The organism is Ectopseudomonas toyotomiensis (assembly GCF_900115695.1).
Lineage (GTDB): Bacteria > Pseudomonadota > Gammaproteobacteria > Pseudomonadales > Pseudomonadaceae > Aquipseudomonas > Aquipseudomonas toyotomiensis.
The window spans coordinates 165,506-189,615 of record NZ_FOXK01000009.1 but is presented as its reverse complement, the minus strand read 5'-3'; the positions used below and the strand labels follow the sequence as shown (position 1 = coordinate 189,615).

The following is a 24,110-nucleotide window of genomic DNA, read 5'->3' as shown; positions in this document are numbered from 1 at the left end:
GAGGCAAGTGATTTGCACGATCTGCCCCCTCTCCCATTTATGGGGGAGGGTGGTTCAGGCGATTCGATTCGGTGTTACCGGATAGACCTTCTCCCCCGGCCCCTCTCCCGCAAGCGGGAGAGGGGAGACAAGCGTCGTAGCCCGGATGCAACCCGGGGAAATGAAAAGGGCATCCCATGGGATGCCCTTTTTCGTAATGCTGGCGGGATCAGTCGTCGCTGTCGTCGTCATCCCCGCCGTCGACCTTCATGCCCAGCTCCTTGATCTTGCGCGTCAGGGTGTTGCGACCCCAACCCAGCAGCAGGGCGGCGTCGCGGCGGCGGCCAGCAGTGTGCTTGAGCGCGGTCTCGATCATGATGCGCTCGAAGGCCGGCACGGCGCTGTCGAGCAGGTTGGACTGGCCGCGTGCCAGGGCCTGGTCGGCCCATAGGCGCAGCGCCTGCTCCCAGTTGGTCACTGGTGCGGCGTCCTGCGGCTGGGTCAGCAGCTCCGGTGGCAGGTCGTCGACATGCACCTCACGGCCTGAGGCCATGACGGTGATCCAGCGGCAGGTGTTCTCCAACTGGCGCACGTTACCCGGCCAAGGCAGGTGCTTGAGGTAATCCTCGGTTTCGCTCTTGAGCAGCTTGGGTTCTACCGACAGTTCCTGCGCGGCGCGGGCGAGGAAGTGATGAGCCAGGGTAGGGATGTCCTCGCGGCGGTCGGCCAGGCGCGGAATGTGGATACGAATGACATTGAGGCGGTGGAACAGGTCTTCACGGAACTTGCCGGCCTGTACCAGGGTTTCCAGGTTCTGGTGGGTGGCGGCGATGATGCGCACGTCAACCTTCACCGGGGTGTGGCCACCGACGCGGTAGAACTCGCCATCGGCCAGTACGCGCAGCAGGCGCGTCTGGGTGTCGGCCGGCATGTCGCCGATTTCGTCGAGGAACAGGGTGCCGCCATCGGCCTGCTCGAAGCGCCCGCGGCGCTGGTTGGCCGCGCCGGTGAAGGCGCCTTTCTCGTGGCCGAACAGCTCGGACTCCATCAGGTCCTTGGGAATTGCCGCCATGTTCAGGGCAATGAACGGCGCTGCTGCGCGTGGGCTATGGCGGTGCAGGGCGTGCGCCACCAGCTCTTTGCCCGTGCCGGATTCGCCGTTGATCAGCACGGTGATATTGGAATGGCTCAAGCGGCCGATAGCGCGGAACACCTCCTGCATCGCCGGCGCCTCGCCGATGATTTCCGGGGTGCGCGCCTGTGCAGCGGGCGCGGCCAGGCTTTGTTGTTCCTGGGCGTGCTGGAAGGCGCGCTTGACCAGCGAGACGGCCTCGTCGACGTCGAACGGCTTGGGCAGGTATTCGAAGGCACCGCCCTGGTAGCTGGCTACCGCGCTGTCCAGGTCCGAATGCGCGGTCATGATGATCACCGGCAGGCGCGGGTACAGTTCGCGGATGCGGGCCAGCAGGTCGAGGCCGCTGGCGCCGGGCATGCGGATGTCGGAGATGATCACGTCCGGCTGCTGGCGGGTCAGGCGGGCGAGTACACCGTCTGCACTGTCGAAACTCTGGGTGGTCATGCCTTCCTGTTGCAGGGCCTTTTCCAGTACCCAGCGGATGGAACGATCGTCGTCGACAATCCAGACGGTTTCACTGCGGCTCATGGCGTGGGCGCTCCTTGTTCCAGCGGTAGGAAGATCGAGAATACGGTGTGGCCGGGATAGCTCTCGCACTCGATCAGGCCCTGGTGCTGACTGATGATGTTCTGGGTGATGGCCAGGCCCAGGCCGGTGCCGTCGGCACGCCCGCTGACCATGGGATAGAAGATGGTTTCCTGCAGCTCAGGCGGGATGCCGGGGCCGTTGTCGATAATCTCGACCTTGACCACCAGGCGGTGGCGAGTGTGGCCGATGGTGAACTGGCGCAGGGTGCGGGTACGCAGGCTGATGCGCCCGAGGCCCATGTCGTGCTTCTGCCCGGCGATGGCCTGCATGGCGTTACGCACGATATTGAGCACGGCCTGGATCATCTGCTCGCGGTCGATCAGCAGATCCGGAATGCTCGGGTCGTAATCGCGCACCAAAGTGATGCTGCCCTGGCTTTCCGCTTCGATCAGGTTGGCAACGCGCTCGAGCACCTCGTGCACGTTGGTCATGGCCAGCGACGGCAACTTGTTCGAACCGAGCATGCGGTCGACCAGGTTACGCAGGCGGTCGGCCTCTTCGATGATGACGTTGGTGTAGTCCTTGAGCTCTTCGTTGGGCAGTTCGCGCGACAGCAGTTGTGCTGCGCCGCGAATGCCGCCGAGTGGATTCTTGATTTCGTGGGCCAGGCCGCGCACCAGCAGTTTGGTGGTTTCCTGCTTGGACAGCTGCGCCTCTTCCTTGGTGATGCGCAGCAGGCGATCACGCGGGTGCACCTCCAGCAGCAGCAGGGTTTCGCCCTTGCTGAACAGTGGGGTGACGGCGTAGTCCACGGTCAGCGTCTGGCCAGTGACCGAGGTCAGTACGGCTTCACGCTTGTTGAACGGATGTGCCTGCTCCACCGCCTGGCGCAGCGACGACAGCGCCTCTGGCGATTCGGTGAACAGGTCGCTGATGAACTGACCATGGCTGCGCTGGCCGCTGACGGCCAGGAGCATTTCCGCCGCCGGGTTCATGTACTCAAGGCACAGCTGGCTGTTGAGCAGCAGGGTAGCGGTGGTCAGGTTGTCGAGTAGCAGGCGGTGCAGCGCGTCATTGATGGTCATAGGCAGTGCTTTCCGGCAATGGGCAGGAAAATGCAAGAAGCAAACCAAGGCCCCGAAAAGACGCATTATTTGTGCGGTCTGCCAGGTTTTGGTGGTGCTGCGGTGAAGCAGGGCGGGGAAAAGCGACCCAAAACAGGGAGAGCTTAGGAGGTGGTGCGCTAGATTGCACCATTAAGGTGCGATCGAATTCAGAAGAAGGGAAGGATGCTGACCTCTTCCTTGGGTTTGTCTTTCAGCGGGCATTCGGGGCGAACGCCGTATTCATCCTTCTTGCACGGATTGATCTTGCGCTTCTGCGCCAGGGTCATGCGGTGCATGTGGAAGGGCTGTGCTGGCGTGCGTTCGACGATGAGCCCAGCGGAGTCGATGATTTCTGCCACCAGTTGGTGCGTACCGCGGTCGACGTGCTGCAGGGAGAAGACCGGGCTGCGGCTTGTCTCACCCTGGGGCTCGCCATCAAGCAGCAACCGATAGCTGTGGCCGGGCAGCAGGCCCGGCTCGCTGTTGAGGGTGACGATCATGTCGCCGGAACCGTTATGGATCGAGGCGTCCGGCTCCGGCACGAGAATGCGCAGCACCTGATAGTGCACGGTCGGTTTGCTTACCGCAGGTGGCGGGGCCATGCGCACCGTGGGTTGGGGCTGGCTCATTTGCGCGTTGTTGGATGGCGCGAGCATCACCCGTTCGGCATTGCTGCTGCGCGGTTTGTCAGTGAAAACGCGGTTACCTTCAGCATCGATATAGGTATAGACCTGAGCCGAAGCTGCTTGGGTGATGAACAGCAGGCAGAGCAGCAGTGTACGCATCGTGATCAGTTCGCAGGTCTTGGGGTCGGACGCGGTGGCGTGACAGGTGGACGGGCAGGGCTGTTGACGCTGATGCGCTGCACGGTAAAGGTTTCGGTGGCGCTCTGCTGGATGATGCGGTCACCCAAGACCACTGCCACCGCCAGGCTGTGCTCGCCGCGCTCGACATTGGTCAGCTGCAGGCTCGGTACATTGCTGGCCTGGCCGTATGGCTCGCCATCGAGAATCAGCCGTAGCTGGTGGCCGGGTTGCAGGCGTGGCTGGATGTTCACCCCGACGACGAAGGTGCCGTTGTTGGCGCGCATGGCTTCATCATCCGGGATACCGGTGAGGCTCAACACGGAGTAAGGGGCCGCACTCTGTGCTGAGGTGTCGCCGCTGGTGTCTGCAGGAATGCTGGGCGTCTGCATCTCTACCGTATTGGTTGGCGGCAGGTTGACGCTCTCGGCTGCTGCGCCATCGGGCGGCTGGTTGGTGAAGACCGTATTGCCGTTGGCGTCGATGTATTTGTAGATCTGCGCACTGGCCGGCAAGGCCAGGGCAAGCAGCAGGCAGGCGAGTAACGGGCGCATGGGCCGATCCTTCCGCGGATGATGCGCTAAGCCTTGCACTGCTGGCGGTTCCTGGCAAGCGCAGGGCGCCATGGCTGTGATGTTTGGCTACAAAAAGTGGACTCGGATCTGCCGTAGGAGCGAGCGTCGCGAGCGAAGCTCTTCAGGTCGCCAGGTTCGCTCGCGATGCTCGCTCCTACAGGGCATGGTGCCGCTGAGTGCCCATGAAAAAGCCCCGCCAGGCAGGGCCGGGCGGGGCTTTCGAGAGCGCCGCACGAGGCGGCGCAGACTGGCTTAGACGCTGTAGTACAGGTCGTATTCCAGCGGGTGTACGAAGGTACGCACCTTGATTTCTTCTTCGGATTTCAGCTCGATGTAGGCATCGATGAAATCGTCGGAGAACACGCCGCCCTTGGTCAGGAACGCGCGGCCCTTGTCCAGCTCTTCCAGGGCTTCTTTCAGGCTGCCGCAAACCTGCGGGATCAGCTTGCCTTCTTCCGGCGGCAGGTCGTACAGGTTCTTGTCGGCTGCATCGCCCGGGTGGATCTTGTTCTGGATGCCGTCGATACCGGCCATCAGCAGGGCAGCGAAGGCCAGGTACGGGTTGGCAGCCGGGTCCGGGAAGCGCGCTTCGATGCGGCGGGCTTTCGGGCTGGCAACGTACGGGATGCGGATCGAGGCGGAACGGTTGCGAGCCGAGTAGGCCAGCATCACCGGAGCTTCGAAGCCCGGAACCAGACGCTTGTAGGAGTTGGTCGACGGGTTGGTGAAGCCGTTCAGGGCCTTACCGTGCTTGATGATGCCGCCGATGAAGTACAGAGCAGTTTCGGACAGGCCGGCATAGCCTTCGCCAGCGAAGGTGTTCTTGCCGTCTTTGGAGATCGACATGTGCACGTGCATGCCCGAGCCGTTGTCGCCGTACAGCGGCTTCGGCATGAAGGTGGCGGTCTTGCCGTAGGCGTCGGCGACGTTGTGTACGCAGTACTTCAGGGTCTGAACTTCGTCAGCCTTGGCGACCAGGGTGTTGAACTTCACGCCGATTTCGTTCTGACCGGCAGTGGCCACTTCGTGGTGGTGCACTTCGACGACCAGGCCCATTTCTTCCATGGCGTTGCACATGGCAGTACGGATTTCGTGGTCGTGGTCGCACGGCGGAACCGGGAAGTAACCGCCTTTGACGGCCGGACGGTGGCCCTTGTTGCCGCCTTCGACGTCGCCGTCGGTCATCCAGGAGCCTTGCTCGGAGTAGATCTTGAACATCGAGCCGGAGATGTCGGACTTGAACTTCACTTCGTCGAAGATGAAGAACTCGGGCTCCGGGCCAACGAATACGGTGTCACCGATGCCGGTGCCTTTGAGGAACTCTTCAGCGCGCTTGGCGATGGAGCGCGGGTCGCGGTCGTAGCCTTGCATGGTGCTCGGCTCGATGATGTCGCAGACCAGGATCAGGGTAGGCTCTTCGGTGAACGGGTCCAGAACGGCGGTATCGTCTACCGGCATCAGGATCATGTCGGAGGCTTCGATGCCTTTCCAGCCATGGATGGAGGAGCCGTCGAACATTTTGCCGTGCTCGAAGAAATCTTCGTCCAGGGCGTCACGGGCCGGCATGGTCACGTGGTGCTGCTTGCCCTTGGTGTCGGTGAAGCGCAGGTCTACCCACTTCACGTCGTGTTCTTTGATCAGTTGAACAGCCTTAGACATGTTGTCCTCCAGGTGGAAAAGGCTCTTATCGATAAGCCTTGAAGATGCGGTGAAGCCCGGCGGGATAGTCCTCCAGGGCGACCTGCCTCACAAGGGAGCAAATTGCATGCCAGTGCCCTTTATTGGGCAGAAGCCGCGAAACTCAGGTGCTGCGCCGTCTGCGCGGTAATTCGCCAGGAATATTTGCACCATTTAAGGGCCTTTAATTTCGATGAAGATCCATTTTGGTGCGCTGTGTGGTTGGTGCAGTATTTTTGGTCAAAGCTTGAACAATTTCCGCTATAATCCGCGCCCCTGTTTTTTCGTCCCCCAAGTGGGCGGCCTATTCATGAAGCTCATCGTCAAAGTTTTCCCGGAAATCACCATCAAGAGCCGCCCGGTGCGCAAGCAGTTCATCCGCCAGTTGGGGAAGAACATTCGCTCCGTGCTGCGCGATCTTGACCCCGAACTGCGGGTGACCGGTGTCTGGGACAACCTCGAGGTCGAAACCGATCTGGACGATCCCAAGCTGCTTGCCGAGATGACCGAACGCCTGCGCAACACGCCGGGTATCGGTCTGTTCCTCGAGGTCAATGAATACCCGCTGGGCGATCTGGACGACATCACCGAGCACTGCAAGCGTCACTACGCCGAGCAGCTGCCGGGCAAGATCTTCGCCGTGCGTTGCAAGCGCGGTGGCAAGCACGCGTTTTCCTCCATCGATGTCGAGCGTCATGTCGGTTCGCGCCTGCGCCTCGAGTGCGGCGCTGCCGGCATTGACCTGAAGAAGCCGGACGTCGAAGTGCGCATGGAGATTCGCGACCAGCGCCTGTTCGTGGTGCACAACCGTCATGAAGGCCTCGGCGGTTATCCGCTGGGCTCGCTGGAGCAGACCCTGGTGCTGATGAGCGGTGGCTTCGACTCCACCGTGGCGGCCTACCAGATGATGCGTCGCGGCCTGGTCAGCCACTTCTGCTTCTTCAACCTCGGCGGTCGTGCCCACGAATTGGGCGTGATGGAAGTGGCGCACTATATATGGCAGAAGTTCGGCCGCTCGCAGCGCGTGCTGTTCGTCAGCGTGCCGTTCGAGGAAGTGGTCGGCGAGATTCTCGGCAAGGTCGACAACAGCCAGATGGGCGTGATCCTCAAGCGCATGATGCTGCGCGCTGCCACCCGTGTCGCCGAAAAGCTGCAGATCGAGGCGCTGGTCACCGGCGAGGCGATCAGCCAGGTTTCCAGCCAGACCCTGACCAACCTCGCGGTGATCGACTCGGCCACCGACATGTTGGTCATGCGCCCGCTGATCGCCAGCCACAAGCAGGACATCATCGACACTGCCACGCGCATTGGCACCGCCGAGTTCGCCAAGAACATGCCTGAGTACTGCGGCGTGATCTCGGTCAACCCGACCACCAAGGCACGCGGTTACCGCATCGAGCACGAGGAGGCGCAGTTCGACATGGCCATCCTCGAACGCGCCCTCGAACGCGCCACCCAACTGCCCATCGACCGCGTGATCGACGAGCTGGGCAAGGACGTGCAGGTCGAGGAAGTACGTGAAGCGCTGGCCGGCCAGATCGTCATCGATATCCGCCACCCGGATGCCGCCGAAGACGAGCCGCTGGACGTGCCAGGCATCGAAGTGCAGGCGCTGCCGTTCTATGCGCTGAACAACAAATTCAAGGAACTGGATGAGAATCGCCAGTACCTGCTGTATTGCGACAAGGGCGTGATGAGCCGTCTGCATGCCCACCATCTGCTGAGCGAGGGACATGCCAATGTGCGCGTTTATCGTCCGGCATAGAACGCCGGGGCTCAATGGCGGAAGTATCCGCCATCGCCCTCCCGACCGTTCGCCAGCGGTGACACCCCATTCAGCTTGCTGAAACAGTTTTCTTCATATTCGTCGTCCAGGCTGGGCGACACACCGAATCCTCTGATCGAGATACACACAGTGATCGAAAATCTGCGCAACATCGCCATCATCGCCCACGTCGACCATGGCAAAACCACCCTCGTCGACGCCCTGCTGCGTCAGTCCGGCACCCTTGAGCGTAACGAGCTCAACGACGAGCGCGTGATGGACAGCAACGACCAGGAAAAAGAGCGCGGCATCACCATTCTGGCCAAGAACACCGCCATCAAGTGGAACGACTACCGCATCAACATCGTCGACACCCCCGGCCACGCCGACTTCGGTGGCGAAGTCGAGCGCGTGATGTCGATGGTCGACTCCGTACTGCTGGTGGTCGACGCCCAGGACGGCCCGATGCCGCAAACCCGCTTCGTGACCAAGAAGGCCTTCGAAGCCGGCCTCAAGCCGATCGTCGTGATCAACAAGATCGACCGTCCGGGCGCGCGTCCTGACTGGGTCATGGACCAGATCTTCGACCTGTTCGACAACCTCGGTGCCACCGATGAGCAGCTCGACTTCCAGGTCGTCTACGCCAGCGCCCTGAACGGCATTGCCGGTCTCGACCACACCGCCATGGCCGAAGACCTGACCCCGCTGTACCAGGCCATCGTTGATCACGTGCCGGCGCCGAACGTCGACCTCGACGGCCCGTTCCAGATGCAGATCTCCGCGCTGGACTACAACAGCTTCCTCGGCATCATCGGCGTTGGCCGCATCGCTCGCGGCAAGGTCAAGCCGAACACCCCGGTGACTGCCATCGACGTCGACGGCAAGAAGCGTAACGGCCGTATCCTCAAGCTGATGGGCCACCACGGCCTGCACCGCGTCGATGTCGAAGAAGCCACCGCCGGTGACATCGTCTGCGTCAGCGGTATGGACCAGCTGTTCATCTCCGATACCCTGTGCGACATCAACCACGTCGAAGCGATGAAGCCGCTGACCGTTGACGAGCCGACCGTCTCGATGACCTTCCAGGTCAACGATTCGCCGTTCTGCGGCAAGGAAGGCAAGTTCGTCACCAGCCGCAACATCAAGGAGCGTCTGGACAAGGAGCTGCTGTACAACGTGGCCCTGCGCGTCGAAGAAGGCGACAGCGCCGACAAGTTCAAGGTCTCCGGCCGTGGTGAGCTGCACCTCTCGGTTCTGATCGAAACCATGCGTCGCGAAGGTTTCGAAATGGGCGTTGGCCGTCCGGAAGTCATCATTCGCGAAGTCAACGGCGTCAAGCAGGAGCCGTTCGAGAACGTCACCATCGACATCCCTGAGGAATCCCAGGGCAAGGTCATGGAAGAAATGGGCCTGCGTAAGGGCGACCTGACCAACATGTCGCCGGACGGCAAAGGCCGCGTGCGCCTGGAATACAACATCCCGGCTCGCGGTCTGATCGGTTTCCGTAACCAGTTCCTGACCCTGACCAACGGCGCCGGCATCCTGACCTCGATCTTCGACCGTTATGACACCGTCAAGCCGGGCAGCATGTCTGGGCGTCAGAACGGCGTACTGGTGTCGATCGATACCGGCAAGGCCCTGACCTACTCCCTGGAAACCCTGCAGGCGCGCGGCAAGCTGTTCGTCGAGCATGGCCAGGAAATCTACAACGGTCAGATCGTCGGCCTGAACAGCCGTGACAACGACCTGGGCGTCAACCCCACCAAAGGCAAGAAGCTCGACAACATGCGCGCTTCGGGCAAGGACGAAACCATCGCCCTGGTACCGCCGGTTCGCTTCACCCTGGAGCAGGCGCTGGAGTTCATCCAGGATGACGAGCTGTGCGAAGTGACGCCGAAGTCGATCCGTCTGCGCAAGAAGATCCTCGACGAAGGCGAGCGCACCCGCGCTGCCAAGAAAGCCAACAAGGCCTGACGCTTAGCGACTCGCCTCGGCTGTAAACGAAAAGCCCCGCCAGAGCGATCTGGCGGGGCTTTTTGTTGGGGCGCCGTTAGGTGTTGAGCGGCTTCAGCCGCGCTGTGGCCTACAGGCGAGCAGCCCATAGGCGGCCAGCGCGATCACCACCAGCAGGCTGAGCGTCATCACTCGCCCGCCACCTGGCGCAGCGATTGCGCCGGGGTGTCGCCGAGGTTGTTGAGCATGCGCTCGCTGTACCAGTCGAGGAAGTTGATCACGCCGAACTCGTAGGTTTTCGAGTACGGGCCCGGCTGGTAGGCGGTAGAGTTGATGCCGCGCTGGTTTTCCTCGGCCAGGCGGCGATCCTGGTCGTTGGTGGCATCCCACACCTGGCGCAGGCGGGCGACGTCATAGTCGACACCTTCGACGGCATCCTTGTGCACCAGCCACTTGGTAGTGACCATGGTTTGCTGCGCGCTGATCGGCCAAACGGTGAAGACGATCATGTGGTCGCCCATGCAGTGGTTCCACGAGTGCGGCAGGTGCAGGATGCGCATGGAGCCCAGGTCAGGGTCGGTGATGCGGCCCATGAGTTTCTTGCAGCCCTGCTTCCCGTCCATGGTCATGGATACGGTGCCCTTGAGCAGGGGCATGCGCACGATGCGGTTGCGCAGGCCGAAGCTGACGTGGGCGTAGGGGATCTTGTCCTTGTCCCAGCGGGTGGTGCATTCGGCGACCTGATCCTTGAACGCCTGGCTGGCGCGCGGATCGGTGACGTCATCCCATTCCAGCAGGGTGTTGAGCAGTTCTGGGTGCGAACCATTGCAGTGGTAGCACTCGCGGTTGTTCTCGAGCACCAGCTTCCAGTTGGCCTTTTCCATCAGGGTGGTCTGCACGGCCACCTTGGTGTTCTCCATGTCATAGGGTTCCATGTAATGCGCCAGGGTGGCGAGGAACTCGTCGATGGCCGGCGGATTTTCCGCCAGGGAGATGAAGATGTAGCCGCCAGCGGTCTTGCACTGCACCGGTTTCAGGCTGTAGTCCTTGAGGTCGAAGTCGGCGCCCATTTCGGTGCCGGCGAACAGCAGGCGCCCGTCCAGCTCGTAGGTCCACTGGTGGTAAGGGCATACCAGCTTGGCGACCTTGCCCTTGTCCGAGACACACAGGCGCGAGCCACGGTGACGGCAGACGTTGTGGAAGGCATGGATCTGTCCTTCGGCGCCGCGAATGACCAGAATCGGGTTATCGCCGATCTGCAGGGTGAGGAAGTTGCCCTTGGCCGGGATTTCGCAGGTCATGCCGGCGATCAGCCATTCCTTGTGGAAGATCTCCTGCATGTCGACCTGGAACAGGCGTTCGTCGCTGTAGAACGGCTGCGGCAGCGAGAAGCTGTGGTCGCGTTCGTTCAGCATCTGTGCGGTGGCCTTGCGCACGGGTTCCAGCGGGTCGCCCAGGCTCAGGTTTTGGGTGCAGTCCATGGTGGCTCCTCATTGGCGGGCGCCTCGCGCCTGCCGGAAATAGTGGCTGATACGGTATGTGCCGCAAGGTCTCAATCGTTCGCTGCTGCCTGCAATGGGCGTGCATGCTTGGTGAGCGGAGTGTGGAGCCGGCAACAGGTAAAACCTTATCCATGGGCGACATGGCCAGATTTGTTTCCGACGCGCCAGGCCCCGTGCTATCGGGCAGGTCGCGATAAGCATGCGGATGTCGCTGGTAGATAAATGACGACCGGCAGCCTTTCGCACAATCCGCCGCATATGGGCCGATATCCGGCCGCGTGGAGAGCCGTTCATGACCACCAATGCCTTCCTCAATCCGGTTACGACGCAGACCTGGACCAACGGTCGCCATCTGGTGCGTTGCGTCAAGGTGATCCAGGAAACCTGGGACGTGCGCACCTTCTGCTTCATGGCCGACCAGCCCGTGCTGTTCTTCTTCAAACCCGGGCAGTTCGTCACCCTGGAGTTGGAGATCGACGGCCAGCCGATCATGCGCTCCTATACCATCTCCAGCTCGCCTTCGGTGCCTTACAGCTTCTCCATTACCATCAAGCGGGTGCCGGGCGGCAAGGTATCGAACTGGCTGCACGACAACCTCAAGGAAGGCGACGAGGTGCCAGTGCATGGGCCGGTAGGCCTGTTCAATGCCATCGATTTTCCCACCGACAAGGTGCTGTTTCTTTCCGGTGGTGTCGGCATCACCCCGGTGATGTCGATGGCGCGCTGGTTCTACGACACCAACGCCAATGTCGACATGGTCTTCGTGCACAGCGCTCGTTCGCCGAAGGACATCATCTACCAGCGCGAGCTGGAGCACATGGCGGCGCGCATCAACAACTTCAGCCTGCACGTTATCTGCGAGAAGCACGGCCTGGGTGAAGCCTGGGCGGGTTATCGCGGTTACCTGAACAAGCCGATGCTGGAGCTCATCGCTCCGGATTATCTTGATCGCGAAATCTTCTGCTGCGGCCCGACGCCCTACATGAGCGCCATCAAGCGCCTGCTCGAGGCGGCTGGCTACGACATGAATCGCTACCACGAGGAGGCCTTCGGCCCGACGCCGCCGGAGATTCGCGCCGAGGTCAAGGAGCTGGCTGCCGAGGCGGCCGATGCGCCGGATGTGCCGCTGGCCGACCTGCACCAGGTGGAGTTCACCAGCACTGGCAAGAGCATTCGTGTGGTGCCCGGCGAAACCGTGCACGCCGCTGCCGCCAAACTCGGCCTGCATATTCCCAAGGCCTGCGGCATGGGCATCTGCGGTACCTGCAAGGTAATGAAGACAGCGGGCGAAGTGGAGATGGAGCACAACGGCGGCATCACCGACGAGGACGTCGCCGAGGGCTACATCCTGTCGTGCTGCAGTGTGCCGAAAGGGGATGTGGCGATCGACTATTGATCGCCATGAAGGTTTGTAGCCCGGATGAAATCCGGGCTACTTAGCCATAAGCCCCACTCGTGGGGCTTATGGCGTTTCAGGCGCTCATCACTTCACGGATATCGGCGGCCAGCTGGCGCACGCGGGCTTCGTCGGTATCCCAGCTGCACATGAAGCGCGCGCCGCCGGCGCCGATGAAGGTGTAGAAGCGCCAGCCGCGAGCGGTGAGGGCGGCGATGGCCGGCTCCGACAGTTGCAGGAACACGCCATTGGCCTCCACCGGGAACATCAGGCTGACACCGGGCACGTCCTCGACCAGCGTAGCCAGCAGCTGCGCGCAGCGGTTGGCGTGGTTGGCATATTTGAGCCAGGCATCATCCTGCAGGATGCCGACCCAGGGCGCGGACAGGTAGCGCATCTTCGAGGCCAACTGGCCGGCCTGCTTGCAGCGATAGTCGAAGTCTTCGGCCAGATCCTTGTTGAAGAAGACGATGGCTTCACCTACCGCCATGCCGTTCTTGGTGCCGCCGAAGCACAGCACGTCCACGCCAGCCTTCCAGGTCAGCTCCGCCGGGCTGCAGCCAAGAAAGGCGCAGGCGTTGGAGAAGCGCGCGCCGTCCATGTGCAGGTTGAGATTCAGTTCCTTGCAGACCTGGCTGATGGCGCGGACTTCCTCCGGGCGGTACACGGTACCGACTTCGGTGGCCTGGGTGAGGGTGACCACGCGCGGTTTCGGGTAGTGGATATCCTGACGCTTGAGGGCGATTTCGCGGATGGCTTGCGGGGTCAGCTTGCCGTTCTCGGTCTCGGCCAGCAGCAACTTGGAACCGTTGGAGAAGAACTCCGGCGCGCCGCACTCGTCGGTCTCGACGTGGGCGGTCTCCGAGCAGATCACGCTGTGGTAGCTCTGGCACAGTGAGGCCAGGGCCAGGGAGTTGGCGGCGGTGCCGTTGAAGGCGAAGAACACTTCGCAGTCGGTCTCGAACAGGCGGCGGAAGTGGTCGGCGGCACGCGCCGTCCATTCGTCATCGCCGTAGGCGCGCTGGTGGCCCTGGTTGGCCTCGGCCATGGCGGCCCAGGCTTCGGGACAGATGCCGGAGTAGTTGTCGCTGGCGAATTGCTGGGCATTGTCGGGCATTGGCGCGTTCCTTCTGAAAAACCTGCCGGCGGGTCTGCCGACAAAGCGCTCACTTTAACCTGCGGCTGGCGGTCAGGCGTCCGTCGCGGCGACGAGTTGTTGCGCTGAAGCGTACTGCCGGGTCGGTTCGTGGCCAACCGTTCGGCTCGCAGATGGAACTTGGGGCTTGCAGCGGGGTTCACACTTACCAGAGGGCGGCAGTCGATCCGCTCTCCGCAATCAAGAGAAGGAGTTTCCCATGACTTATCGTCACCTGCTCGCCCTTGCCCTTGCCCTGCCGCTGGCCGTGGCGCTGCCCGTTGCCGCCGCCGAGTGGTCGGATAATGCCAAGACCGAGTTCGTTCAGCAGTGCATCGCTGGCGCACCGGCAGGCTACGAGGAGCCACAATTGCGCGCTTATTGCGACTGTGCCGCGACCAAGGTCAGCCAGGAATTCAGTGAAGCTGAATTGCAGGAAATCAGCCGCCAGTCCCCACCTGACCCTGCCATGCAGCAGCGTCTGGTGAATGCCTCCAGCAGCTGTGCTGGCAAGCTCAAGCCGTAAGGCGTCGTTGAGCAAATAGCAGGCGCTGGCGCCGGAGCCCCATGGGCCCTTGCCTGGCGCCATGTTTCCACAGGCCATGCACAGCGCCGCCCACAGTATTTGTGCACAAGCCTGATCTATCTCCTTGATCCTGTTCGATTTTTAGCCGTATCCCGACAGGCCGCGGTGGCTCTGGGCGCGCGCCCTTGTCGAACAGCCTATGCACAGTTTCATCCACATCTTCTGTGCATATCCCCAACCGATCCCGCCTCTCGTTCATGTCGCTGGTGGATAAGCCAGGGAGCCGGCGTGCGTGTATGGATATCGAACAGCGCTCTCACGTGCAGAGCTGGCGAGGGCGGCAGCCATCTGCTGACAGCTTTTCCACAGGCTAGTCCACCGCTTCTGTGCATTCTCTGCATTGTTAACTGATTGATATCGATCAGGAAATGAGCGCTGCCAGGAAACCCTTGCAGTTGTTGGGGCGACACGCGCTATGCACGGCTTATCCACAGCTTGATCCCCGTGATTTGTGTGCAAACCAGCGGCGCACCCGCGACGCGCCTGATTGCGACAAGGCCATGTCGCAAACGAATGCTCTCGCGGCGTTGGCAGGCATTTGAGGGGGCAGGGGCGGCCCTACCATCGCTGCACAGGGCCTTGCTGGCCCGCCCGTCCAAGACCGCCGCCCATAGGCGCTGCAGGAGAGTCGAGATGTTCAGCAAGCAGGATCAGATTCAGGGTTACGACGACGAGTTGCTCGCGGCGATCGATCAGGAAGAACGCCGTCAGGAAGAGCACATCGAGCTGATCGCCTCGGAGAACTACTGCAGCCAGCGGGTGATGGAAGCGCAGGGCAGCGGCCTGACCAACAAGTACGCCGAAGGTTATCCGGGCAAGCGTTATTACGGTGGCTGCGAGTACGTCGACAAGGTCGAGCAACTGGCCATCGACCGCGCCAAGCAGCTGTTCGGCGCCGACTACGCCAACGTCCAGCCGCACTCCGGTTCCTCGGCCAACAGCGCCGTGTACCTGGCGCTGCTCAATGCCGGCGACACCATCCTCGGTATGAGCCTGGCCCACGGCGGCCACCTGACCCACGGCGCCAAGGTGTCGTCCTCGGGCAAACTCTACAACGCCGTGCAGTACGGCCTGGACACCGCCACCGGGCTGATCGACTATGACGAGGTCGAGCGCCTGGCCGTGGAGCACAAGCCGAAGATCATCGTCGCCGGCTTCTCCGCCTACTCCAAGACCCTCGACTTCCCGCGCTTTCGAGCCATCGCCGACAAGGTCGGCGCGCTACTGTTCGTCGATATGGCGCATGTGGCGGGCCTGGTCGCAGCAGGTCTGTACCCGAACCCGATTCCCTTTGCCGACGTGGTCACCACCACTACGCACAAGACACTGCGCGGCCCGCGCGGCGGCCTGATCCTGGCCAAGGCCAACGAAGAGATCGAGAAGAAACTCAACTCCGCCGTTTTCCCCGGCGCCCAGGGTGGCCCGCTGATGCACGTTATCGCGGCCAAGGCGGTGTGCTTCAAGGAAGCCATGGAGCCTGAGTTCAAGGCCTACCAGCAGCAGGTCATCGACAACGCCCAGGCCATGGCCAGGGTGTTCATCGAGCGCGGCTACGAGGTGGTGTCCGGCGGCACCGACAACCACCTGTTCCTGCTCAGCCTGATCAAGCAGGGCCTGACCGGCAAGGAGGCTGACGCTGCGTTGGGCCGTGCCGGTATCACCGTGAACAAGAACGCCGTGCCCAACGACCCGCAATCGCCGTTCGTGACCTCGGGCATCCGCATCGGTACGCCGGCCGTCACCACCCGCGGCTTCAAGGTCGCCCAGTGCCAGGCGCTGGCCGGTTGGATCTGCGACATCCTCGATCACCTCGGCGATGCCGACGTCGAGGCGCAGGTGGCCAAGCTGGTGGCCGGGCTGTGCGCGGATTACCCGGTGTATCGCTAAGCCAACCCTTTCTCTCGGCCCCTCTCGCGTAACGCTGAGAGGGGAGCAGAACCCTGGAGCATGCCCATGCAACGTTATTCCGGCTTCGGCCTGTTCAAGCACTCGTTCAGCCACCATGAGAACTGGCAGCGCATGTGGCGCAACCCGACGCCCAAGCCGGTGTACGACGTGGTCATCGTCGGTGGTGGCGGCCACGGCCTGGCCACGGCCTATTACCTGGCCAAGGAATTCGGCGTGAAGAACGTCGCCGTGGTCGAGAAGGGCTGGCTCGGCGGTGGCAACACTGCACGCAACACCACCATCGTGCGTTCCAACTACCTGTGGGATGAGTCCGCGCAGCTCTACGAACACGCCATGAAGCTGTGGGAAGGTCTGTCGCAGGACATCAACTACAACGTCATGTTCTCCCAGCGTGGCGTGTACAACCTCTGCCACACCCTGCAGGACATGCGTGACGCCGAGCGCCGCGTCAGTGCCAACCGCCTCAACGGCGTGGATGGCGAACTGCTGGATGCCAAGCAGGTGGCCGAGGAGATTCCCTACCTCGACTGCAGCAAGAACACCCGTTATCCGGTGATGGGCTCCACCGTGCAGCGTCGCGGCGGCGTCGCCCGTCATGACGCCGTGGCCTGGGGTTACGCGCGTGCCGCCGATGCCCTGGGCGTCGACCTGATCCAGAACACCGAGGTGACCGGTTTCCGCAAGCAGAACGGTGCGGTGATCGGTGTCGAGACCAACAAGGGTTTCATCGGTGCCAAGCGCGTCGGTGTGGTCACTGCCGGTAATTCCGGGCATATGGCGGGGCTCGCTGGCTTCCGCCTGCCGCTGGAGTCCCACCCGCTGCAGGCGCTGGTATCCGAGCCGATCAAGCCGATCATCGACAGCGTGATCATGTCCAACGCCGTGCATGGTTACATCAGTCAGTCGGACAAGGGCGACCTAGTCATCGGTGCCGGCATCGACGGCTACAACGGCTACGGCCAGCGCGGCTCCTACGGCACCATCGAACACACCCTGCAGGCCATCGTCGAGATGTTCCCGGTGCTCTCGCGGGTACGCATGAACCGCCAGTGGGGCGGCATCGTCGATACCAGCCCCGACGCATGCCCGATCATTTCCAAGACCCCGGTGGACAACCTGTTCTTCAACTGCGGTTGGGGTACCGGTGGCTTCAAGGCCACGCCAGGTTCTGGCCACGTGTTCGCCGCCAGCCTGGCCAAGGGTGAAATGCATCCACTGGCCAAGCCGTTCTCCATCGACCGTTTCCACACCGGCGCACTGATCGACGAGCACGGCGCCGCTGCCGTGGCTCACTAAAAGCGCGCGTAGCGCAAAGCTGATGACCCTCTCCCATTCATGGGAGAGGGTGGCCCGAAGGGCCGGGAGAGGGCGTTGCGGTTCACACCGAATGCCCTCTCCCCCGACCCCTCTCCCACAAGTGGGAGAGGGGAGACAAAAACCTTCTCCCCCAGCCCCTCTCCCGAAGGGAGAGGGGAGGCAAGATAAACCCCGTTGGCATCTGCGAGCGGGGAAGCGTTTCAGGAGGCCAATATGCTGCACATCTTCTGCCCCTACTGTGGCGAACTGCGCTCCGAAGAGGAATTCCACGCCAAGGGCCAGGCGCACATCGCTCGCCCGCTCGATCCCGATGCCTGCACGGATGCAGAGTGGGGCGAGTACATGTTCTTCCGCGACAACCCGCGCGGTATCCACCACGAGCTGTGGGTGCACGCGGCCGGTTGCCGCAAGTATTTCAACGTCACCCGCCACACCGTGACCTACGAGATCCTCGAGACCTACAAGGTCGGCGAGAAGCCTTCGGTCACCGCAGCCGGGGCCACCGACAAGCAAGCCGTGGCAGAAGGAGTAACGGCATGAGCCAGGTCAATCGTCTTGCCAAGGGTGGTCGCATCGACCGCAGCCAGGCTCTGAGCTTCACCTTCAATGGCCAGACCTATCAGGGCTTCGCCGGCGACAGCCTGGCTGCCGCGCTGCTGGCCAACGGCGTCGACATCGTCGGCCGCAGCTTCAAGTACTCGCGCCCACGCGGCATCGTCGCTGCGGGCGCGGAAGAGCCCAATGCCGTGCTGCAGATCGGCTCCACCGAGGCGGCGCAGATCCCCAACGTGCGCGCCACCCAGCAGGCGCTGTACAGCGGCCTGGTGGCCAACAGCACCAATGGCTGGCCGAGCGTCAACACCGACCTGATGGGCATCCTCGGCAAGGTTGGCGGCGGCATGATGCCGCCCGGTTTCTACTACAAGACCTTCATGTATCCACAGAACCTGTGGATGACCTACGAAAAGTACATCCGCAAGGCCGCAGGCTTAGGCCGTTCGCCCACCGAGGTCGACCCGGACATCTACGACCAGCTCAACCAGCACTGCGACGTACTGATCGTCGGCGCTGGTCCGGCCGGTCTCGCCGCCGCGCTGGCTGCTGGCCGTAGCGGCGCGCGGGTGATCCTCGCCGACGAACAGGAAGAGTTCGGCGGCAGCCTGCTCGATACCCGCGAGACCCTCGACGGCAAGCCCGCCGCCGACTGGGTGGCGCAGGCCATCGCCGAGTTGCAGGCAATGCCGGAAGTGACCCTGCTGCCCCGCGCCACGGTCAACGGCTACCACGATCACAACTTCCTCACCATCCACCAGCGTCTGACCGACCACCTCGGTGAAACTGCGCCGATGGGCCAGGCCCGTCAGCGCATGCACCGCGTGCGTGCCAAGCGTGTGGTGTTGGCCAGTGGCGCCCATGAGCGGCCGCTGGTGTACGCCAACAACGACGTACCCGGCAACATGCTGGCTGGCGCCGTGTCGACCTACGTGCGTCGTTATGGCGTGGCGCCGGGGCAGGAACTGGTGTTGTCGACCAACAATGATTACGCCTACCGCGTGGTGCTCGATTGGCTCGATGCCGGGCGCAAGGTGGTGGCTGTCGCCGATACGCGCAGCAACCCGCGCGGCAGCTGGGTCGAGGAAGCGCGTGCGCGTGGCGTGCGCATCCTCACCGGTAGCGCAGTGGTCGAGGCGCGTGGCAGCAAGCGCGTCACCGGTGCGCGCATCTGCGCCATCGATGCCAAGGCACACAAGGTCACCAGCCCTGGTGAAGTGCTCGACTGCGACCTGATCGTCAGCTCCGGTGGCTACAGCCCGGTGGTGCACTTGGCGTCGCACCTGGGTGGTCGCCCCGAATGGCGCGACGACATCCTCGGTTTCGTGCCCGGGCCGGGCAACGGCATCCAGCAGCGCATCGACGCCGGTGCGGTGAATGGCGTGTTCGCCCTCGGCGACGTGCTTGCCAATGGCTTCGAGGCGGGCGCCAAGGCGGCTGCCGATACCGGCTACAAGGCCGTCAGTGGCAGCCTGCCACAGGCCGAGGTGCGTCAGGAAGAACCGATGCTGGCGCTGTTCCAGGTGCCGCACGACAAGTCCACGGCGCGTGCGCCGAAGCAGTTCGTCGACCTGCAGAACGACGTCACCGCGGCCGGCATCGAGCTGGCAACGCGTGAAGGCTTCGAGTCGGTCGAGCACGTCAAGCGCTACACCGCACTGGGCTTCGGTACCGACCAGGGCAAGCTGGGCAATATCAACGGCCTGGCCATCGCCGCGCGCTCGATGGGCATCAGCATCGTGCAGATGGGTACCACCATGTTCCGTCCGAACTACACGCCGGTGACCTTCGGCGCTGTAGCCGGTCGCCACTGTGGCGAGCTGTTCGATGCCAAGCGCTACACCGCGATGCAGGCCTGGCATGTGAAGAACGGCGCCGAGTTCGAGGACGTTGGCCAGTGGAAGCGCCCCTGGTACTTCCCGAAAAATGGCGAGGATCTGCATGCCGCCGTAGCTCGTGAATGCCTGGCCGTGCGCAACAGCGTGGGCATCCTCGATGCCTCCACCCTGGGCAAGATCGACATTCAGGGCCCGGATGCCCGTGAGTTCCTCAATCGCGTTTACACCAACGCCTGGACCAAGCTGGACGTGGGCAAGGCGCGCTACGGCCTGATGTGCAAGGAAGACGGCATGGTCTTCGACGACGGCGTCACTGCCTGCCTGGCTGACAACCATTTCGTCATGACCACCACCACTGGCGGCGCGGCGAGGGTGATGGAATGGCTGGAGATCTACCACCAGACCGAATGGCCGGAGCTGAAGGTGTACTTCACTTCGGTCACCGACCACTGGGCCACCATGACCCTGTCCGGCCCCAACAGCCGCAAGCTGCTGGCCAAGGTCACCGACATCGACCTGGACAAGGACGCCTTCCCCTTCATGAGCTGGAAGGAAGGCCTGGTCGGCGGCGTGCCGGCGCGGGTGTTCCGCATCTCCTTCACCGGCGAGCTGAGCTACGAGGTGAACGTGCAGGCCGACTACGCCCTGGGCGTGTGGGAGCAGATCATCGAAGCCGGCAAGGAGTTCGACCTGACTCCCTACGGCACCGAGACCATGCACGTACTACGTGCCGAGAAAGGCTTCATCATCGTTGGCCAGGACACCGATGCCTCTGTGACCCCGGACGATCTGAACATGGGCTGGTGCGTCGGTCGCACCAAACCTTTCTCCTGGATCGGCAAGCGTGGCATGAACCGCGACGACTGCCTGCGCGAGGACCGCAAGCAGCTGGTCGGGCTGAAACCGGTCAACCCGAACCAGGTGCTGCCGGAAGGCGCGCAACTGGTGTTCGATCCGAAACAGTCCATCCCGATGCAGATGGTCGGCCACGTCACCTCCAGCTACATGAGCGCGGCCATGGGCTACAGCTTCGCCATGGCGGTGGTCAAAGGCGGCCTCAAGCGCATGGGCGAGCGCGTGTTCGCGCCGCTGGCCGATGGCAGCGTGATCGAAGCCGAAATCTGCAGCTCCGTGTTCTATGACCCGAAAGGGGATCGCCAGAATGTCTAACGTCAACGTCTACCAACAACGCCCCGCCGACATCGCCGGGCAATCGCCGCTGCACCACGCCGGCCTGCATGAGCTGGTCGGCAAGGGCCGCAAGAACGCTGGCATCACCCTGCGCGAGAAGAAGCTGCGCGGTCACCTGGTGATCCGTGGCGACGCCCGCGACACCGCCTTCTCTGGCGGCGTGCACAAGGCCCTGGGTCTGGAGCTGCCGGTGGCGCTGACTCTGGTCGCCGACGGCGATACCTCGCTGCAGTGGCTGGGCCCGGACGAGTGGCTGCTGATCGTGCCTGGCGGCAGCGAGTTCGAGGTCGAGCGCAAACTGCGTGCGGCGCTGGACGGTCAGCACTTCTCGGTGGTCAACGTCAGCGGCGGGCAGACCCTGTTGGAGCTGTCCGGGCCGAAGGTGCGCGAGCTGCTGATGAAGTCCACCAGCTACGACGTGCATCCGAGCAACTTCCCGGTGGGCAAGGCGGTGGGCACCGTGTTCGCCAAGTCCCAGCTGGTGATTCGCCACACTGGCGAGGAGACCTGGGAGCTGGTGATCCGTCGTAGCTTCGCCGACTACTTCTGGCTGTGGCTGCAGGATGCCAGTGCCGAGTATGGGTTGGCGGTCGAGGCCTGAGCCGCACGCGAACCGTCCCCTCTCTCGCTTGCGGGAGAGGGTTAGGGAGAGGGCCGCTTTACCCTCTCCCCCAGCCCCTCTCCCATAAATGGGAGAGGGGAGCCATTCAGCGGAGCCCCTACCATGAGCCGCACCCCTGACACCTGGATTCTCACCGCTCATTGCCCTAGCGTGCTCGGCACCGTGGACGCGGTGACGCGCTTTCTCTTCGAACAGCGCTGCTACGTCACCGAGCATCACAGCTTCGATGATCGGTTGTCCTCGCGCTTCTTCATCCGTGTCGAATTCCGTCAGCCGCAGGATTTCGACGAGGCCGCCTTCCGTGCTGGTGTGGCCGAGCGCCTGGCGCCCTTCGACATGCAGGTCGAGCTTACCCCGCCGGGCTACCGCGCCAAGGTGGTGTTGATGGTATCCAAGGCCGATCATTGCCTGAACGATCTGCTCTATCGCCAGCGCATCGGCCAACTGGCCATGGACGTGGTGGCGGTGGTGTCCAACCACCCGGATCTCGAACCGCTGGCGCGCTGGCACGGCATTCCTTATCACCATCTCCCGCTCGATCCGGCCGACAAGCCGGCGCAAGAGCGCAAGGTACTGCAGGTGATCGAGGACACCGGCGCCGAACTGGTGGTGCTCGCCCGCTACATGCAGGTGCTCTCGCCCGAGCTGTGCCGCCGACTGGACGGCTGGGCAATCAATATCCACCACTCGTTGCTGCCCGGCTTCAAAGGCGCCAAGCCCTACCACCAGGCCTACCAGAAGGGCGTCAAGCTGGTCGGCGCCACGGCGCACTACATCAACAATGACCTCGACGAGGGGCCGATCATCGCCCAGGGCGTGGAGGCGGTGGATCACGCCCACTACCCCGAAGACCTGATCGCCAAGGGCCGCGATATCGAATGCCTGACGCTGGCCCGCGCCGTCGGCTACCACATCGACCGCCGTGTGTTCCTAAACGCCAACCGCACGGTGGTGCTCAACGCTTGAGGGCAATTGCAGCCGCGTAGGGTGGGCTTCAGCCCACAGGTCTTTTCGGTGGGCTAAAGCGGAACGCCGCCCGGCCCACCCTACGGTCGCTATTCGGTGCGCGCGCACCGGCAGTCAATGCAAGAACATCGGTGCGCATAGCGCACCCTACGGAACCCGCCCTGCCAAGTTTCAATGGCGGTTTCCGGCAACAGACGCAACAAGCTCCAGTGCAAGGCAGCGTGGCCAATCGGTCGCGTCTTGTGTCCACAACAAGAAAGGAGAGTTACGCATGTCTGGTAATCGTGGTGTGGTTTATCTCGGTACGGGCAAGGTCGAAGTGCAGAAGATCGACTACCCGAAAATGCAGGACCCGCGCGGCAAGAAGATCGAGCACGGGGTCATCCTCAAAGTCGTTTCCACCAATATCTGCGGCTCCGACCAGCACATGGTGCGTGGCCGTACTACTGCGCAGGTCGGCCTGGTGCTGGGCCATGAGATCACCGGCGAGGTGATCGAGAAGGGCCGCGACGTCGAGCGTTTGCAGATCGGTGATCTGGTGTCGGTACCCTTCAACGTCGCCTGTGGCCGTTGCCGCTCCTGCAAGGAGCAGCACACGGGTGTCTGCCTGACCGTCAACCCGGCGCGTGCCGGCGGCGCCTACGGTTACGTCGACATGGGCGACTGGACCGGTGGCCAGGCCGAATACGTGCTGGTGCCCTACGCCGACTTCAACCTGCTCAAGCTGCCGGATCGCGACAAGGCCATGGAAAAGATCCGTGACCTGACCTGCCTGTCCGACATCCTGCCCACCGGCTACCACGGCGCGGTCACTGCCGGTGTCGGACCGGGCAGCACGGTGTATATCGCTGGCGCGGGTCCGGTCGGTTTGGCCGCTGCCGCCTCGGCGCGCCTGCTCGGTGCTGCGGTGGTGATCGTCGGTGACGTGAATCCAACGCGCCTGGCTCATGCCAAGGCTCAGGGATTCGAAATCGCCGACCTGTCCAAGGACACCCCCTTGCACGAACAGATCGCCGATCTGCTGGGCGAGCCGGAAGTGGATTGCGCGGTCGATGCCGTGGGCTTCGAAGCGCGTGGCCACGGCCATGCCGGTGCCCAGCAGGAGGCGCCGGCCACGGTCCTCAACTCGCTGATGGGTGTCGTGCGCGTAGCCGGCAAGATCGGCATTCCCGGCCTCTACGTCACCGAAGATCCGGGCGCGGTGGATGCGGCGGCGAAGATCGGCTCCCTGAGCATTCGCTTCGGCCTCGGCTGGGCCAAGTCGCACAGTTTCCACACCGGCCAGACGCCGGTGATGAAGTACAACCGCGCGCTGATGCAGGCCATCATGTGGGATCGCATCAACATCGCCGAAGTGGTCGGTGTGCAGGTGATCAGCCTGGACGATGCGCCGCGTGGTTACGGCGAGTTCGATGCTGGCGTGCCGAAGAAATTCGTCATCGACCCGCACAAGACCTTCAGTGCGGCGTGACCTGGGCTTAGTCCCAGGCCGCTACCTTTCACGGCAAAGGCGCAGTTGTTGGCGTCGTCTTTCGGGAGCCTGCGGGCTCCCTTTTTGTATGGTATGAGGCCATTC

General features: G+C 62.9%; 18 protein-coding genes. 11 read left to right on the top strand and 7 right to left on the bottom strand.

Annotated features, from left to right (window positions below; all coding sequences use genetic code 11):
• Positions 1-208 precede the first annotated feature (208 nt).
• The 5 genes from ntrC to glnA all read right to left on the bottom strand — a co-directional run bounded on the left by ntrC (position 209) and on the right by glnA (position 5,785).
• Complete coding sequence (ntrC, locus tag BM186_RS19005; RefSeq protein WP_072424922.1) at positions 209-1,642, bottom strand: nitrogen regulation protein NR(I); 1,434 nt, start codon at positions 1,640-1,642, stop codon at positions 209-211.
• Entirely contained in the window at positions 1,639-2,727 is a 1,089-nt protein-coding gene (glnL, locus tag BM186_RS19000; RefSeq protein WP_017675830.1) for a nitrogen regulation protein NR(II), read from the bottom strand. The genes ntrC and glnL overlap by 4 nt, the downstream gene beginning before the upstream one ends.
• A 188-nt stretch (positions 2,728-2,915) precedes the next feature.
• Complete coding sequence (locus tag BM186_RS18995; RefSeq protein WP_072424923.1) at positions 2,916-3,533, bottom strand: DUF4124 domain-containing protein; 618 nt, start codon at positions 3,531-3,533, stop codon at positions 2,916-2,918.
• 5 nt (positions 3,534-3,538) lie between these two features.
• Positions 3,539-4,105, bottom strand: a complete 567-nt coding sequence (locus BM186_RS18990) for a DUF4124 domain-containing protein (protein ID WP_072424924.1) — start codon at positions 4,103-4,105, stop codon at positions 3,539-3,541.
• A gap of 273 nt (positions 4,106-4,378) precedes the next feature.
• Positions 4,379-5,785 (bottom strand): glutamate--ammonia ligase, encoded by a 1,407-nt coding sequence (gene glnA / locus BM186_RS18985; protein WP_072424925.1) that lies wholly within the window; start codon positions 5,783-5,785, stop codon positions 4,379-4,381.
• A 328-nt stretch (positions 5,786-6,113) separates the two neighbouring features.
• Between glnA and thiI the strand changes: the two genes are divergently transcribed.
• Both thiI and typA read left to right on the top strand, forming a co-directional pair.
• Positions 6,114-7,568, top strand: a complete 1,455-nt coding sequence (gene thiI, locus BM186_RS18975) for a tRNA uracil 4-sulfurtransferase ThiI (protein WP_072424926.1) — start codon at positions 6,114-6,116, stop codon at positions 7,566-7,568.
• A gap of 150 nt (positions 7,569-7,718) precedes the next feature.
• Positions 7,719-9,542, top strand: coding sequence for a translational GTPase TypA (gene typA, locus BM186_RS18970; RefSeq protein ID WP_072424927.1), 1,824 nt, complete (start codon positions 7,719-7,721; stop codon positions 9,540-9,542).
• Between the two features lie 167 nt (positions 9,543-9,709).
• Here the strand turns inward: typA and gbcA are convergent, their stop codons facing one another.
• Positions 9,710-11,002, bottom strand: a complete 1,293-nt coding sequence (gene gbcA / locus BM186_RS18965) for a glycine-betaine demethylase subunit GbcA (RefSeq protein ID WP_074917417.1) — start codon at positions 11,000-11,002, stop codon at positions 9,710-9,712.
• A gap of 313 nt (positions 11,003-11,315) precedes the next feature.
• Here gbcA and gbcB point away from each other — a divergent pair, with 313 nt between their 5' ends.
• Positions 11,316-12,419 carry a glycine-betaine demethylase subunit GbcB gene (gene gbcB, locus BM186_RS18960; protein ID WP_072424929.1) on the top strand — a complete coding sequence of 368 codons (1,104 nt, stop codon included), beginning with the start codon at positions 11,316-11,318 and terminating at the stop codon, positions 12,417-12,419.
• 76 nt (positions 12,420-12,495) lie between these two features.
• On the opposite strand, the gene BM186_RS18955 is transcribed toward gbcB, so the two are convergent.
• A complete protein-coding gene (locus BM186_RS18955; protein WP_074917415.1) occupies positions 12,496-13,536 on the bottom strand; it encodes a threonine aldolase family protein in 1,041 nt (346 codons plus the stop codon).
• Positions 13,537-13,774: 238 nt separating this feature from the next.
• Between BM186_RS18955 and BM186_RS18950 the strand changes: the two genes are divergently transcribed.
• From BM186_RS18950 to fdhA, 8 genes are all read left to right on the top strand, one after another.
• Entirely contained in the window at positions 13,775-14,080 is a 306-nt protein-coding gene (locus BM186_RS18950) for a hypothetical protein (RefSeq protein ID WP_074917401.1), read from the top strand.
• 693 nt (positions 14,081-14,773) lie between these two features.
• Positions 14,774-16,027, top strand: a complete 1,254-nt coding sequence (glyA, locus tag BM186_RS18945) for a serine hydroxymethyltransferase (protein WP_074917399.1) — start codon at positions 14,774-14,776, stop codon at positions 16,025-16,027.
• Positions 16,028-16,093: 66 nt separating this feature from the next.
• Complete coding sequence (locus BM186_RS18940) at positions 16,094-17,344, top strand: sarcosine oxidase subunit beta family protein (protein WP_021490391.1); 1,251 nt, start codon at positions 16,094-16,096, stop codon at positions 17,342-17,344.
• Between the two features lie 234 nt (positions 17,345-17,578).
• Positions 17,579-17,905, top strand: a complete 327-nt coding sequence (locus BM186_RS18935) for a sarcosine oxidase subunit delta (RefSeq protein WP_072424933.1) — start codon at positions 17,579-17,581, stop codon at positions 17,903-17,905.
• Positions 17,902-20,925, top strand: coding sequence for a sarcosine oxidase subunit alpha (locus BM186_RS18930; RefSeq protein ID WP_074917398.1), 3,024 nt, complete (start codon positions 17,902-17,904; stop codon positions 20,923-20,925). The genes BM186_RS18935 and BM186_RS18930 overlap by 4 nt, the downstream gene beginning before the upstream one ends.
• Positions 20,918-21,547, top strand: coding sequence for a sarcosine oxidase subunit gamma (locus BM186_RS18925; protein ID WP_072424935.1), 630 nt, complete (start codon positions 20,918-20,920; stop codon positions 21,545-21,547). The genes BM186_RS18930 and BM186_RS18925 overlap by 8 nt, the downstream gene beginning before the upstream one ends.
• A 123-nt stretch (positions 21,548-21,670) precedes the next feature.
• The gene (purU, locus tag BM186_RS18920; protein ID WP_072424936.1) at positions 21,671-22,534 is read left to right on the top strand and encodes a formyltetrahydrofolate deformylase; all 864 of its coding nucleotides are present in this window, start codon (positions 21,671-21,673) and stop codon (positions 22,532-22,534) included.
• 271 nt (positions 22,535-22,805) lie between these two features.
• Complete coding sequence (gene fdhA, locus BM186_RS18915) at positions 22,806-24,005, top strand: formaldehyde dehydrogenase, glutathione-independent (protein ID WP_021490386.1); 1,200 nt, start codon at positions 22,806-22,808, stop codon at positions 24,003-24,005.
• The last annotated feature ends 105 nt before the right edge of the window (positions 24,006-24,110 follow it).

Bases quoted from the DNA above. Each gene is read 5' to 3' on its own strand.
- glyA (WP_074917399.1), top strand. From the start codon at position 14,774: ATGTTCAGCAAGCAGGATCAGATTCAGGGTTACGACGACGAGTTGCTC.
- BM186_RS18990 (WP_072424924.1), bottom strand. From the start codon at position 4,105: ATGCGCCCGTTACTCGCCTGCCTGCTGCTTGCCCTGGCCTTGCCGGCC.
- thiI (WP_072424926.1), top strand. From the start codon at position 6,114: ATGAAGCTCATCGTCAAAGTTTTCCCGGAAATCACCATCAAGAGCCGC.
- gbcB (WP_072424929.1), top strand. From the start codon at position 11,316: ATGACCACCAATGCCTTCCTCAATCCGGTTACGACGCAGACCTGGACC.
- BM186_RS18935 (WP_072424933.1), top strand. From the start codon at position 17,579: ATGCTGCACATCTTCTGCCCCTACTGTGGCGAACTGCGCTCCGAAGAG.
- BM186_RS18995 (WP_072424923.1), bottom strand. From the start codon at position 3,533: ATGCGTACACTGCTGCTCTGCCTGCTGTTCATCACCCAAGCAGCTTCG.
- BM186_RS18955 (WP_074917415.1), bottom strand. From the start codon at position 13,536: ATGCCCGACAATGCCCAGCAATTCGCCAGCGACAACTACTCCGGCATC.
- BM186_RS18930 (WP_074917398.1), top strand. From the start codon at position 17,902: ATGAGCCAGGTCAATCGTCTTGCCAAGGGTGGTCGCATCGACCGCAGC.
- fdhA (WP_021490386.1), top strand. From the start codon at position 22,806: ATGTCTGGTAATCGTGGTGTGGTTTATCTCGGTACGGGCAAGGTCGAA.
- BM186_RS18950 (WP_074917401.1), top strand. From the start codon at position 13,775: ATGACTTATCGTCACCTGCTCGCCCTTGCCCTTGCCCTGCCGCTGGCC.
- BM186_RS18925 (WP_072424935.1), top strand. From the start codon at position 20,918: ATGTCTAACGTCAACGTCTACCAACAACGCCCCGCCGACATCGCCGGG.
- glnL (WP_017675830.1), bottom strand. From the start codon at position 2,727: ATGACCATCAATGACGCGCTGCACCGCCTGCTACTCGACAACCTGACC.
- ntrC (WP_072424922.1), bottom strand. From the start codon at position 1,642: ATGAGCCGCAGTGAAACCGTCTGGATTGTCGACGACGATCGTTCCATC.
- gbcA (WP_074917417.1), bottom strand. From the start codon at position 11,002: ATGGACTGCACCCAAAACCTGAGCCTGGGCGACCCGCTGGAACCCGTG.
- glnA (WP_072424925.1), bottom strand. From the start codon at position 5,785: ATGTCTAAGGCTGTTCAACTGATCAAAGAACACGACGTGAAGTGGGTA.
- purU (WP_072424936.1), top strand. From the start codon at position 21,671: ATGAGCCGCACCCCTGACACCTGGATTCTCACCGCTCATTGCCCTAGC.
- BM186_RS18940 (WP_021490391.1), top strand. From the start codon at position 16,094: ATGCAACGTTATTCCGGCTTCGGCCTGTTCAAGCACTCGTTCAGCCAC.